Annotated in this window: 14 protein-coding genes and 1 tRNA gene (1 of these 15 only partly in view); 12 read left to right on the forward strand and 3 right to left on the reverse strand. The window is 38.7% G+C overall.

Annotated features, from left to right (window positions below; genetic code table 11):
* Positions 1-64, reverse strand: the beginning of a protein-coding gene (locus JM64_RS03320; protein ID WP_064011472.1) for a 2-hydroxyacid dehydrogenase. It extends 935 nt beyond the left edge of the window; only the first 64 of its 999 coding nucleotides appear in the window; the start codon lies at positions 62-64; its stop codon lies beyond the left edge, outside the window.
* A 6-nt stretch (positions 65-70) separates the two neighbouring features.
* A complete protein-coding gene (locus tag JM64_RS03325; RefSeq protein ID WP_064011473.1) occupies positions 71-1231 on the reverse strand; it encodes an amidohydrolase in 1161 nt (386 codons plus the stop codon).
* A 194-nt stretch (positions 1232-1425) separates the two neighbouring features.
* Here JM64_RS03325 and recJ point away from each other — a divergent pair, with 194 nt between their 5' ends.
* The 3 genes from recJ to JM64_RS03340 all read left to right on the forward strand — a co-directional run bounded on the left by recJ (position 1426) and on the right by JM64_RS03340 (position 5168).
* The gene (recJ, locus tag JM64_RS03330; protein WP_064011474.1) at positions 1426-4386 is read left to right on the forward strand and encodes a single-stranded-DNA-specific exonuclease RecJ; all 2961 of its coding nucleotides are present in this window, start codon (positions 1426-1428) and stop codon (positions 4384-4386) included.
* A 26-nt stretch (positions 4387-4412) separates the two neighbouring features.
* Positions 4413-5078 carry a Holliday junction resolvase RuvX gene (gene ruvX / locus JM64_RS03335; RefSeq protein ID WP_064011475.1) on the forward strand — a complete coding sequence of 222 codons (666 nt, stop codon included), beginning with the start codon at positions 4413-4415 and terminating at the stop codon, positions 5076-5078.
* Positions 5079-5091: 13 nt separating this feature from the next.
* Positions 5092-5168: transfer RNA gene (locus JM64_RS03340), tRNA-Arg, on the forward strand.
* Positions 5169-5227: 59 nt separating this feature from the next.
* Here JM64_RS03340 and JM64_RS09960 read toward each other — a convergent pair.
* Positions 5228-6178, reverse strand: coding sequence for a DDE-type integrase/transposase/recombinase (locus tag JM64_RS09960; RefSeq protein WP_064011476.1), 951 nt, complete (start codon positions 6176-6178; stop codon positions 5228-5230).
* A 125-nt stretch (positions 6179-6303) separates the two neighbouring features.
* Between JM64_RS09960 and JM64_RS03350 the strand changes: the two genes are divergently transcribed.
* From JM64_RS03350 to atpG, 9 genes are read left to right on the forward strand one after another with little or no spacing between them, the layout of a single operon-like run.
* Positions 6304-7398 carry a M24 family metallopeptidase gene (locus JM64_RS03350; protein ID WP_064011477.1) on the forward strand — a complete coding sequence of 365 codons (1095 nt, stop codon included), beginning with the start codon at positions 6304-6306 and terminating at the stop codon, positions 7396-7398.
* A gap of 13 nt (positions 7399-7411) precedes the next feature.
* Positions 7412-7762, forward strand: a complete 351-nt coding sequence (locus tag JM64_RS03355) for an AtpZ/AtpI family protein (RefSeq protein WP_231882456.1) — start codon at positions 7412-7414, stop codon at positions 7760-7762.
* Positions 7755-8129, forward strand: a complete 375-nt coding sequence (locus tag JM64_RS03360) for a hypothetical protein (protein ID WP_064011478.1) — start codon at positions 7755-7757, stop codon at positions 8127-8129. The genes JM64_RS03355 and JM64_RS03360 overlap by 8 nt, the downstream gene beginning before the upstream one ends.
* Positions 8126-8998, forward strand: a complete 873-nt coding sequence (atpB, locus tag JM64_RS03365) for a F0F1 ATP synthase subunit A (RefSeq protein ID WP_156487891.1) — start codon at positions 8126-8128, stop codon at positions 8996-8998. Before JM64_RS03360 ends, atpB begins: the two co-directional genes overlap by 4 nt.
* 38 nt (positions 8999-9036) lie before the next feature.
* Positions 9037-9309 (forward strand): F0F1 ATP synthase subunit C, encoded by a 273-nt coding sequence (locus tag JM64_RS03370; RefSeq protein ID WP_064011479.1) that lies wholly within the window; start codon positions 9037-9039, stop codon positions 9307-9309.
* 10 nt (positions 9310-9319) lie between these two features.
* Positions 9320-9805, forward strand: a complete 486-nt coding sequence (gene atpF, locus JM64_RS03375; RefSeq protein WP_064011480.1) for a F0F1 ATP synthase subunit B — start codon at positions 9320-9322, stop codon at positions 9803-9805.
* Complete coding sequence (locus tag JM64_RS03380; protein ID WP_064011481.1) at positions 9802-10347, forward strand: F0F1 ATP synthase subunit delta; 546 nt, start codon at positions 9802-9804, stop codon at positions 10345-10347. Before atpF ends, JM64_RS03380 begins: the two co-directional genes overlap by 4 nt.
* Positions 10348-10351: 4 nt before the next feature.
* Complete coding sequence (gene atpA / locus JM64_RS03385) at positions 10352-11875, forward strand: F0F1 ATP synthase subunit alpha (protein WP_064011482.1); 1524 nt, start codon at positions 10352-10354, stop codon at positions 11873-11875.
* 6 nt (positions 11876-11881) lie between these two features.
* The gene (atpG, locus tag JM64_RS03390; RefSeq protein ID WP_064011483.1) at positions 11882-12724 is read left to right on the forward strand and encodes an ATP synthase F1 subunit gamma; all 843 of its coding nucleotides are present in this window, start codon (positions 11882-11884) and stop codon (positions 12722-12724) included.
* Positions 12725-12755 lie beyond the last annotated feature (31 nt).

A 12755-nucleotide genomic window follows, 5' to 3' on the forward strand; every position in this document is an offset into this window, starting at 1 on the left:
GCATATTTATACCTTTATCAGGAATTGCATATGTTATGAATACTTTTGCTTTGGTCGTAACCATTGTTCTTCACTCACCCCACCATTTTATTTCCTGACCTTCTATAAACACTTTTTCAACACGTGCCTGCGGTAAGAACGGGTCGTTATTCCATATGACTATATCTGCATCTTTTCCAACCTCGAGCGACCCTACTCTGTCATCTATACCGAGTATCTTTGCAGGGTTTATAGTTAACATTTTTAGCAAATCTTCCTTCTTTGCACCATATTTCATAGCTAACGCTGCATGAACGTTCGCAAACTCAAGGTGTATCACAGGATGGTCAACCATTATGGCTGTTAAAACACCTTTTTCGTTGAGAATTCTTACATTCTCGTAGGTTAGGTCTTTTAACTCCACCTTAGTTCTGAAGTCGTGCGGACCGACTACAACAGGAACGTTGTTCTCTACAAGGTAATCAACTACCTTATACGCCTCTGTACCGTGTTCGATAACTATTTTAAAACCAAACTCCTTAGCTATGCGGATAGCCGTTACTATATCTTGTGCCCTATGGGCGTGTACTCTTGCTGGAATTTCTCCCTTAAGTACGAGCTCTCCAACCTCGAGTTTTGGGTCTCTATCAAGAAAGACACCATCTTTCTCTAATGCTCTTTTCTTTTTCTCCATATAATCTTGGACTTTCATAAAGTAGTTCCTCATAACTGCAGCTATTCCTAATCTGGTGGAAGGCATCTTCTTCATTTCTCCGTAAACGCGCTTTGGGTTTTCCCCTGTTGCCATTTTTAGACCAGCCGGTGATTTCACGATACAGTAATCGACAATGTGCGATTTGAACTTTATAATTGCACCTTGACCGCCAATGACATTCGCACTTCCGGGAAGAATCATCACAGTTGTGAAGCCACCATTGAGTGCTCGTTTGATTGCAACATCATACGGATTGAAAGCATCTATTGCTCGAACCTCCGGGGTTACAGGGTCAGTCATTTCATTTCCGTCCTGCATGAAACCTATGCCTTCTTCAAAAAGCCCAATGTGTGAGTGCGCATCAATGAAACCTGGTAAGATGTATTTCCCCGCTGCATCGATGATTTCTACGTTTTTATCTTTCAATTTTATGGACTTTGCTATCTTTGCTATCTTTCCGTTTTCTATAAGAATATCACCAATAAAAGTTCCGGATGCTATTGTTACAAGCGTTCCTCCCTTTATTAGCTTTTTCATACCACTTTCACCTCCAAGTTATTCTGGGATACACGGTATTCAGAATGATTATAACACATGTAATTCGTAAAGCGAACTAAGAATTCCAGATTTTTTTCTGAAATTTAACCTTGTTACATGCCCAAAACTCCTGATTTTGTGGTAAAATTCAAAGTAGAATTAAAATAATCTGACACAGAAAGGTTGAGGGGCTGATGAAATGGGAGATAAGAGAAGTTGATGAGGCGCTTGTTAACCAGCTTGTTAGGGAGCTGGAAGTTGATCGTTTAGTAGCAAAACTGCTGGTGCTTAGGGGTATAAAGACCTCTGAAGAGGCTAGAAATTTCTTGTATCCGACAAGAAAGATATTGCGTTCACCATTTCTAATGAAAGACATGGACAAAGCAACGGAGATTTTGCTAAGAGCAAGGGATAACCGTGACAAAGTTGTTGTTCATGGAGATTATGATGTTGACGGTATAACTGGAACCGCAGTATTATACACTTTCCTTTTGGAAAATGGTTGGGACGTGGATTATTTTATCCCTAAGCGCGCAGATGACGGTTACGGCATCCAGTCACAATTTGTAGAAGAGGCCTATAAAAATGGTGCAAGAGTTCTCTTAACTGTAGATTGTGGAATTACAGCATTCGAAGCTGTTGAAAAAGCCAAAGAATTGGGAATGAAAGTTGTGATTACTGACCACCACCAACCTAAAGAAACCCTTCCAAATGCGGATGCTATTGTTAACCCCAAACGTCATGATGAAGAATATCCATTCAGAGAATTCGCTGGTGTTGGAGTCGCTTATAAACTGGTATCTGCATTGGCTGAAAGGCTTAACATTCATCCGGCGGTCGTTGATGAATTGCTTGACCTCGTGGCGTTGGGAACTGTTGCTGACATGGTGGAATTGCTTGATGAAAACCGTTATATAGTAAAGGAAGGGCTTAGAAGATTAAACAATACCGCAAAGCTTGGTATTGTTCGTTTGGTACAAAAGCTTGGAATATCTATGATAAGCTCACGTGATATCGGCTATAGAATAGCTCCAAAACTCAACGCTGCTGGAAGGCTTGATTCACCTGACGATGCGTTCAAGCTAATCATAACGAAGGACGAAGCCAGTGCTACCGAACTTGCTGAATTGTTGTTGGGTTACAACGTAACAAGGCAAAGCATTGAAGCAAAGATATACAATGAAGCAGTTCAAATGGTTGAAGAAAAAGGCCTCAGTTCACTTCCAATTATTGTTGCGTACGGTCGCGGATGGCACTTAGGCGTTATTGGAATAGTCGCTACAAGACTTGTTCATCTGTATAACAAACCAGTTATGGTTATCTCTATTGAAGAAGATGGTGTTGCAAGAGGCTCCGCAAGGAGTGTTCAAGGAGTAAATATTATAGAGCTTCTCGAAAGGTTCAGAGACATTTTTGAAGATTTTGGTGGTCACACAATGGCATTAGGTTTTAGTCTAAAAGAAGAGAAGATACCAGAACTGATAGAGGCAATTAAAACGCATATAACTGAAGGCGATGTAAAAGTTGAGCCTGTTGTTATGATAGATGAGAAAATAACAATTGATGAGATTAATGATGGTATTATAAGAGCTATTGAATTACTTGAGCCATATGGACACGGTAACCCAGAACCAGTGTTTCTAATTCAAAACAGTGCTGTTGAAAGATTTAAAATCTTCGGTGAAACTGGTTACAATGTCCGAGTGACGTTGAAGGGTAACAACAAAAGCATAGAAGGTGTAGGTTTTGGGTTGAAAATTCAACCATCTGAACTATATGGGTTGCAACCACAATTTCTTAGAATGGATGTCGTTGGCAATCTGAGAATGGGAGAAAGCGGTTTACAATTGAACTTAATAGACTTAAAAGTGACACATGTTAACGATGAAGACATAGCTGACAGGACGTTTATACATTCGTTTATATCAAACTGGCGACAGCAAAGAGAAGAGGATTATGACCATCAACGGATAGAAGATGACATATACCAAAGATTGCCGCGCATTGCTGAACTTGCTGAAATTAAGAGGCCGGCATTGATACGTTTCGATATACCGTACAGAAATGCGTTTTTCTTCCATTTGATGAGAAAGGGAAGAACTCTTATTGTTAATCCTTCAAGCACGGAAGCAATGCATGTCTACGAAAGCCTGCAAAGGCACAATATCCCAGGACTGACCCTTGCAAATTCTATCAATCGTGTCATAGGAAGACATTTGGTAACGAACGCCGTTTACGCAGAAAAATTTCTAGACCAAATTTCTGATTTTGATTTTATTGTACTAAATGAAATTCAGTTTTTGAGGAACTTTGACCCGAATCTTTACGAAAAAGTTTTAAGAAGATTTGGGAAAACTGCGTTTTTCACAACGCTTTATAAATTTGAAAGTAATCTCCCGATTTATGAAATTGGCGGGAGGAGTGATTTTTCAATCGAAGATAAGAGAAATCAACCAAAATCTTTGAATAATTCTAATTCTGCCCTGGTTTATCTATTTTCAACACACAATTCAGTAGAAGTGTTTTTCAATAATTACATAAAGCGTATATCAAGCAGAGATACTGTCTTCTACTCATCTCAACTCGAACCATTCCAGAGACTGATAATTTCACATTTAGTTAGGAAAAAAAAGGTTAAAAAGCTCATTTCTTCTACGAATAATGATTCATTACCTTCGCTTTTCGGAAAAGTTGAAGTTAGGCTTTTTGACTTCCCTTATACGTTGAGCGAGATAATAGACACTGTTAGTGGCGAGGGAAATATATTGTTGCAGCTAAATTACTCGACTCAGGATGTATCTAAGAAACGCGATTCTCTTAGGAAACTTTTCCCAGCAAAAGAAGAACTGGAGAAAATAGTCGAAGAACTCAACGTATACCTACCAATGAAACTGGAGGAATTCGAACAATTCCTTACTAATTACAATGTGCCAAAAGGTGTTATCAAGAGTGTTTACAAGGACCTTGCCGGTATCACAGAAAACCTCGTTCGTGCCGTTGATTTTGAGCCTGAAAAAATAACAAGACTTAAGGAACGGGACATAGAATTGGGATATTTTGAACGCTACACCTTGCAAATAGAGTCACTCAACGTCAAAGAAGTATTTAAGCTCATCGATGAAAGGTATCTTTACGATGCAGAATTGATTATCTAAGTCTCGAATATAGGAGCGCTTACAAAATGGCATTGATAGCTATTGATTACGGAAAGAGTAAGTGTGGATATGCGATAGGTAGTGTCTTTGTATCTGAAAGTGGGACGATAAAAACCGCAGATTTGGTAAAGAAAATCGGGAGATTTGACACAGTTTTGTTTGGTTTACCTCTTTCTATGAGTGGGAACTACTCGACACAAACATTTGAAGTAATCAAGTTTGCTCTGAAAATCAAAAAGCTAGGAAAAAAGGTTTTGTTGCTTGACGAAAGAGTAACCACAAAGATGGCGAAGTCTTTCGAGAAAAGAGACGATGATAGATTCAGTGCAGAACAACTGCTCCTTGAGTACATTCAGAATCCAGATAGAGCTGTTGAGTTGAAAGAATATAAAGTGGTAGAGTCACAGCCAGTTTCTTGTAATTTTGCCGTGTTTGTAGAGGTTCCCTACGATGAATCATTTTCTGTAAAAGAAGGTATCGGATTTTCAAAAGACCCATACATTGCTTATACCCTTTTTAAACAGGGAATTTTTGTGTACAGGGTTTGGAGAGACTTTCGAGAAGCTACGAAGAATCTTGAAAAAGTTCCGGAATTCGTTATAATGAACATAGAAAATAGACAGGTTATATCTGAATTAGATATTGAAAATTTGCAAAGGTTAACCCTTTTCTTCAAAGTTGTGGTAAAATAAACTATGTTAGCGCGTGCTCGTAGCTCAATTGGATAGAGCGTCGGACTCCGGATCCGAAGATTGCGGGTTCAAGTCCCGCCGAGCACGCCAAAAATCTTGAATAGCTTTAAATTTCGAAATTGGACACAATGATACTTAAAATGATAGTGTTAACTTGTAGTGATGAAAGAGTGTAATTGTGAAAGAATGCGATTGATATTGCCATTGTGCGTTTTCCAAAGATTCTTCACTACACAAAATCCTTGAATATATTTCGCTAAGTTCTTCGTATTCTTCAGCCCTCGCTTGAGTCGGAAAAAGTCTTTCAACAATGAAAACTTAGATTCACATTGATTGTTTTTACCGAGCGGTACCACTACGTGATTGATATTTCTGAACAACAGCTTTACTGCACTTTCATATGCACCAAGTCCATCAGTAATAAGTTCAATGTTTCTAGGTTTTGAATTACCAAAGAACTTCTCGAGCAATACTTTGACTTGTCCCATATCACGATACTTTGAGACATGCCAACAAAGAATTAAGTTAGTTTCGTGATCAACTAATAGCCAAACATAGTACTTTTGTTCTTTGAACACAAGAACAGTTTCATCAGCATGAACTGAGAAAACATTTTCGATGGTAAATGTTGGAAAAAGTACAGAGAATAAAGTACACAATTTAATAACCCATTTATATATGGTGACATGAGATACTTTGATATTAAGAGAATGAGCAAGAGAGCGATAAGACATATTGTGTTTCATATACAAAACGAAAGCTTTTAAGATGAAAAATAGAGGAAAACGGAAATATTTAAATTTCTCAGGAATAAGGGTGACTGGTTCGGGGAGGTTAAAAGGTACTCTATCTTTGGTACGACAAGCTCTACAACGGAAGACAACGAAAGAGCGACGGACTTTGTAAATTTGCATAGATTTACCACAAGAAGTGCATTTGGGATAAGGGAAAGGGAAGTTTTTGCGTTTGTGAGAATGGGAGAGTTTGAAAGAATGATGGCAGAGTTTGCAAAGGAATTGTTGGTTACCGTATTTGTCATGACCGTTTTTGTATAAGCTGGTGGAACCGCATTTTGGACAAGAGAGCGTTGAGTTGTTCATATCGGGATACCTCCTTTGTCGAGAGTTGGTTGGGGGGTGTCCCCTCTTTATAAGGATAATGCGGTTTTTGGAAAGTTTCAATACTTTTAGTTAACATTATCCTTAAAATCAAAGGGGGCCAATTTATGAGACCTACAAATTCAAAACTCGAGAAGGTAAAAGCACGTGTTTTTGAAAAAGATGTTGATGCCATCCTTGTCATAAACATCGAAAATTCTAACAGTGTTACAACTCGATACTTATCCGGGTTCACGGGAAGTTTTTCTGCACTTTTGATTACACCAAGAAGGCACATAATAATAACAGATTCCAGATATTGGGTACAGGTTAAAGAAGAAAGCACTTTTGAACTTGTTAAGTATGTTCCGCCGAGGAGCTTTTTGGATACCGTTGTCGAGCTAATAAGAAATTTAGACTTGAGAAAATTGGCTTTAGAAAAAGAGCGCATCTCTGCAAGTATTTACGATACACTCAAAGAAAAGCTTCCTGATTGTGAATTTGAGGACATATCTTCGTTAATGGTTGATGTGAGATCTATAAAAGATGAAGATGAGATAGAAAAAATAAAAGTCGCTGTTGAAATCGCACAAGATGCTTTCAAAAAGATGCTAGAAATTGTCAAACCTGGAATAAAAGAGAAAGAACTTGCTGCATATCTTGAGTACCAGATGAAACTGTTAGGAGCCGATGATATAGCATTTGATACTATTGTTGCTTCGGGTTATAGGGGGGCACTCCCACACGGGCGTGCGTCCGATAAAACTATTGAGAAAGGTGAACCTGTGGTCGTTGATTGGGGTGCAAGATACAAGGGATACAACAGTGATTTAACACGTGTGTTTTGTATCGGGGAACCAAATTCAAAAGTTAAAGAAGTGCACAGGATAGTCTTTGAAGCCCAGCAAAAAGCTTTGGAAGCTATAAAGGCTGGCGTTACCGGAAGAGAAATCGATGCTATAGCGAGAAACTATATTCAAGAAGCTGGATACGGAGAATACTTTGGTCATGGCTTAGGTCACGGGTTGGGACTTGAAGTCCACGAAAATCCAGGTCTTAGTTTCAGATGGGACAAACCTCTGCAACCGGGGCAAGTTGTTACCGTGGAACCGGGCATATATCTCGAAGGTGAATTCGGTATTAGAATTGAAGAAGATGTTGTTGTTAGGGAGAACGGCTGCGAGGTATTGACAACTCTTACAAGAGAATTGATAATCATCTAAGGGAATGAAAATTGTGGTTGACCAACATAGCAAAGGTGAGAAAAAAATACAACAAGGTAAAGGGATCGGTAACGAATTATCAAAACTAAATCTTATATCCAGTTTAGGATTCACAATTATAGCAAATATCTTAGTTGGTTTCGTTCTTGGTGCCTTTTTAGATAATTTGTTCTCAACTGCAAGGCTTTTTAAAATAATTTTCATAATTCTTGGAACCTTATCAGGAGTTTATAACGGAATAAAGTACCTGGTTCAAGAGCTGGAAAGATATGATAAAATAGATAATGTTGATAGTAGAGATGGTAAAATACCAAACTTGAAGAACCATGAGCATAAGCACAGGGAAGATGGAAAAGATGAGTAACTCTCCAAGTAATGATGTTGTACGGTTTGTAGTAAAGATAGTAATCTATTCTTTCGCGGTTTCTTTCGTAATCTTTCTTTTAGGCGTGTTATTGAGACATTTTAGCTTTGCTTTAGGTGTATTACTTGGTGAGGCTGGGGTTATGATTGGATTAATATCAAGCGTTACAACAAAGGATCGATTTATCAAATTTGGGAAAGGATACTTTAGGACTGGATACTTTTTAAGATATGTTCTTTACGCATCGTTATTCTTGTTAGCATCGCTTATTTTGAAAAATCCGACAGAAGGCATATTAGGGGTTTTTGCAGGGTTGATGAGTTTAAAAATAGTGGTATTTCTCTTTGCCTGGAGGTGGAAACTTTGAGCAAAAAGAAAATGAGTACAAAAGCAAAAATACAACTAACTGTTTTCCTTATAATTTACACTACAGTTGGGCTTTTGAATGCTAAACTTATGACGGCTCCTCCATCCGAAGCCCTGAAGAACATAGCCAATCGTTGGATTGTTCAGTTTGGTCCAACAAATGTATGGTATTACCGCATCAACCCGATGACAGTAATTATGTCTTTTGTCGTAATTATAGTAATACTTGCTTTTGCAAGGTCTGTTCATAAAGAATTTTCTCTTATACCAAATAGAAAGCAAGCTTTTGCCGAATCTTTGATGGATTTCTTGTACGAGATTGTTGAAAGCAGTGTTCCAAATGAGAAATACGCAAGAACTGTTTTCAAAATCTCTATGACTTTGTTCATATACATTGCAGTCTCGAACCTTATTGGTGGTTTCATTCCCGGAATATCAGCAGATGTTTCGATAGCTGAGAATGGTGCAAGGACTGTTAAATTTGTTCTTTTCAGTGATACGTGGTTCCCACCTACAGGTGATTTGAATACCAACCTTACCTATGCAGTTATGGTATTCATAATAAGCCAGTATTTTGCGATAAAGACAAAAGGCGTGAAAGGATGGTTAAAAGGTTTTCTTGAGCCTGTTGCATTTATGCTTCCCATGAACATTGTTGGTGAACTTGCTAAACCTCTTTCACATGCAATGCGTCTTTTTGGAAATATAACCGGTGGTGGTATACTTGTCTTGGTCATAAGCTATTTAGTCAAGTACATGTTCTTACCACCTTTCCTATGGGGTTACTTCGGTATATTCTCGGGGTTAATACAAGCATTTGTATTCTCAACATTGGCAATTGCTTACATGTCTTCACAAATTGAAGGATGAAGAATTTCAAAAACTTATACTATGAGGAGGGAGTATTTATGGAACAACTCACACCTGAGGTTATTAGGGAACTTGCAAAAGCTATTGCAGTTGCGGGAAAGGCTATAGGTGCAGGGCTTGCTATGGGTATCGGTGCTATCGGTCCTGGTGTTGGTGAAGGTAATGTTGGAGCACATGCTATGGACGCTATCGCAAGACAACCAGAATTAACAAACGTAATAACAACGCGTATGATTCTTGCTGACGCTATTGCAGAAACAACAGGTATTTATTCTCTTGTTATCGCGTTCCTGATACTCTTCGCACTGTGAGGCGGTCCTTATGGATCTTTTTGAAATTAATTTAACAGCTGTTGTTCAGCTCCTCAGCTTTTTATTTTTGCTATGGATGCTGAACAAGCTTCTCTATAAACCTTTCTTCTCGATAATGGATAAGAGAAGAGAAAAGATAGAAAGCGATTTAGCCGAAGCCGAGCAACTTCGTAAAAGTGCTGATGCAATGAAAAAACAAGCTGAAGAGGAGCTCAAGGCTGCGCGGCAAAGGGCAGAGCAAGTCATAGCAGCGGCAGAAAGAGAGGCCGAAAAAATAATTGAGGATGCAAAACAAAGAGCTCAGAAAGAAGCTGAAAAAATAATTATCAATGCTCAATCAGAAATCGAAAGGCAAAGACAAGAGACGATTTCCCAAGTGCAATCTATAGCAACTGAGATTGCCATTAGCCTTGCGATGAAGGTTTTAAAGGATGTTGTAGATGAAAAGGCAAAAAGAGAATACCTTATGAAAATCATAAGGGAGTATGAAAAATGATGTACTCGGCTATAGCTAGTAAATACGCAATGGCTTTGTATAATGTGTCAAAAGTTAATAACAAGACAGAGGAATACAAAGACAGACTCAAAGTGTTGGCACAGATATACGATTATATGTCTATATTTTTGAACAACCAGGCAATAAAGCCTGAAAAGCGTGCTCAGGTTGTTTGTCAATTAATGAACGAGTTAGGGTTTCCTGCAGACCAACCTTTCAGTCGATTTGTTTATTTATTGATAAGTAACAAAAGACTTAAGTACATCAAACAAATACTTGCGTTCTTTGATTTCACTGTTCTTGAAGATAAAGGTCTAATACCTGTTGATATAACTGCAGCCATGGATTTAAGTACCGAGGAAGAAAAACTGTTATCGGAATTTGTTAAGAAACACTCAGGGAGAGAACCTGTGTTCAGCATTACTGTAGATGAGAATTTAATAGCAGGTGTCGTCATGGAATTTGCCGGAAAAAGGTTCGATGCAAGTATCAAAGGTAGACTTGAGAATTTAGCCCGTAACGTGCTGAGAAGAGAGGGGTGATACCTTGAGATTAAACCCTGGAGAGATTGTAAGAGTTTTGGAAAGCAAAATAGCAGAGTATCAAGAAGAGATAAAGCTTGAAGATGTTGGAAAAGTAATTCAAGTAGGAGATGGTATTGCAAGAGTTTACGGTTTGAATAACGTGATGGCAAACGAAATGGTCGAGTTCGTGGAAACCGGAACTAAAGGTTTGGCTTTCAACCTGGAAGAGGATAATGTTGGTATCATAATCCTTGGTGATTACAAAGAGATAAAAGAAGGTCATACGGTCAGAAGACTAAATAAAATCATGGAAGTTCCTGTCGGAGAGGGGCTTCTAGGGCGTGTTGTGAATCCTCTTGGAGAACCACTTGATGGACTTGGACCGATTCAGTACAGTCAAACACGTCCTGTTGAATTTAAAGCACCAGGTGTTATTTACAGAAAACCTGTTGATACGCCGCTCCAGACAGGACTTAAGGTTATAGACTCTTTGATACCGATTGGAAGAGGACAAAGGGAGCTAATAATCGGAGATAGACAGACTGGAAAGACAGCGATAGCTATAGACACCATTATTAACCAAAAAGGAAAAGGAGTCTACTGTATCTACGTAGCGATTGGCCAGAAAGCATCAGCCGTTGCTCGAATAGTTGAAAAACTCAGGCAGACAGGTGCAATGGAATACACAATTGTTGTCGTTGCATCATCCTCAGATCCCGCAGCACTACAATACCTTGCACCATATGCTGGTTGTGCAATGGGAGAATACTTTATGTTTAACGGCAAGGATGCACTTGTAGTCTACGACGACTTATCCAAACACGCGGTTGCTTACAGGCAAATTTCATTGTTACTTAGAAGACCGCCAGGAAGGGAAGCTTATCCAGGTGATGTGTTCTATCTACATTCAAGATTGTTAGAACGTGCGGCACGCCTTGATGAAAAATACGGAGGAGGTTCTCTCACAGCTCTTCCGATAATTGAAACACAAGCGAACGATATCTCTGCATATATTCCAACAAACGTTATTTCAATTACTGACGGGCAAATATACCTTGAGCCGAACTTATTCTACGCAGGGCAAAGACCCGCTGTCAACATAGGTCTTTCCGTTTCACGTGTTGGTGGAGCGGCACAAATAAAGGCAATGAAGCAAGTCGCTGGCTCACTTAAACTTGATTTAGCCCAATACCGCGAACTTGAAACATTTGCACAGTTTGCTACAGAATTAGACCCAGCGACTCAAGCTCAAATAACAAGAGGGCAGAGATTGATGGAACTCATGAAACAACCTCAATACAGTCCTATGGAAGTTGAAGAGCAAGTAGTTGTACTCTTCGCTGGAGTTAACGGATACCTCGATGATTTACCAGTCTCCGCAGTTCGACCATTTGAAGATGGATTTTTAAAGTTTGTGAAAGAAAAGTACAAAGATGTCCTCGATGAAATAAGAACGAACAAGCAAATATCAAAAGAACTTGAGGAAAGACTGCACAAGATAATCAAGGAGTTCAAGGAAGAGTTTGTAAAAGTTTATGGGAAGTGATATTGAATGAGTCGAGGTAAATTACTCCAGATAAAAAGAAAAATCAACGCGACTCAGTCTTTGAAGAAGATAACAAAAGCGATGGAAATGGTTTCAACTGCGCGTATTAAAAAAGTTGAAAAAAGATTACAAATGGCACGAGAGTTTCTGAACGAGACGAAGAGGATAACAGCTCGTGTTCATTTTGAAGTAAAACACCCATTTGTGACAGGAGAAGGAAAGAAGGCACTTGTTGTTATAGGAACAGACATGGGTTTGTGTGGGTCATTTCCAACTGAAATTGCAAAGAAAGCGATATATCTTGATAAAAAGGAGAACTTTGACCAACTTTACATTGTCGGAGCAAAAATCGCACCTATTTTTAGAAGTAATCCTAAGGTTGTTCGAATATACGAACATGTCTACGAAACTCCTACGTTTGATTTCACAAAAACTTTGATTAATGACTTACTGGCAAACGGTGTTGGGACGGTAAAGGTTGTGTACGGAAAGTTTAAAAACAAGCTAGCACAAATTCCGGATGTTTACGTTTTAACACCAATAAAGGTAGAAGAAGGTTCCAAAGAAGAACCTTTTGAAAAAGGTGACAGATACGAATTTGAGCCAACGGAAGAAAGCTTCCAAAACGCGTTAGTAGAATTCTATGCCTCAAGTGTTTTATATGCATTGGCTTTTGAAACAAAAATAAGCGAACTTTACGCACGTCAGAATGCAATGAGAAACGCCACAGAAAATGCAGAAGAAGTTGTTAGACTATTAACTATCGAATACAACAAAGCACGCCAAGCATCTATAACACAAGAACTCATAGAGATAGTGACCGGTGCAGATGCGTTGAAGGAAGAATAAGCAATAGAAAAGAGTAACTCTTGAGGTGTTA

Origin of the sequence: Fervidobacterium pennivorans (genome assembly GCF_001644665.1) — a bacterium.
Lineage (GTDB): Bacteria > Thermotogota > Thermotogae > Thermotogales > Fervidobacteriaceae > Fervidobacterium > Fervidobacterium ngatamarikiense.

What these genes read in the sequence shown, in the direction of transcription:
- JM64_RS03325 (WP_064011473.1), bottom strand. Translation starts at nt 1,231, where the DNA reads ATGAAAAAGCTAATAAAGGGAGGAACGCTTGTAACAATAGCATCCGGA.
- recJ (WP_064011474.1), top strand. Translation starts at nt 1,426, where the DNA reads ATGAAATGGGAGATAAGAGAAGTTGATGAGGCGCTTGTTAACCAGCTT.
- ruvX (WP_064011475.1), top strand. Translation starts at nt 4,413, where the DNA reads ATGGCATTGATAGCTATTGATTACGGAAAGAGTAAGTGTGGATATGCG.
- JM64_RS09960 (WP_064011476.1), bottom strand. Translation starts at nt 6,178, where the DNA reads ATGAACAACTCAACGCTCTCTTGTCCAAAATGCGGTTCCACCAGCTTA.
- JM64_RS03350 (WP_064011477.1), top strand. Translation starts at nt 6,304, where the DNA reads ATGAGACCTACAAATTCAAAACTCGAGAAGGTAAAAGCACGTGTTTTT.
- JM64_RS03360 (WP_064011478.1), top strand. Translation starts at nt 7,755, where the DNA reads ATGAGTAACTCTCCAAGTAATGATGTTGTACGGTTTGTAGTAAAGATA.
- JM64_RS03370 (WP_064011479.1), top strand. Translation starts at nt 9,037, where the DNA reads ATGGAACAACTCACACCTGAGGTTATTAGGGAACTTGCAAAAGCTATT.
- atpF (WP_064011480.1), top strand. Translation starts at nt 9,320, where the DNA reads ATGGATCTTTTTGAAATTAATTTAACAGCTGTTGTTCAGCTCCTCAGC.
- JM64_RS03380 (WP_064011481.1), top strand. Translation starts at nt 9,802, where the DNA reads ATGATGTACTCGGCTATAGCTAGTAAATACGCAATGGCTTTGTATAAT.
- atpG (WP_064011483.1), top strand. Translation starts at nt 11,882, where the DNA reads ATGAGTCGAGGTAAATTACTCCAGATAAAAAGAAAAATCAACGCGACT.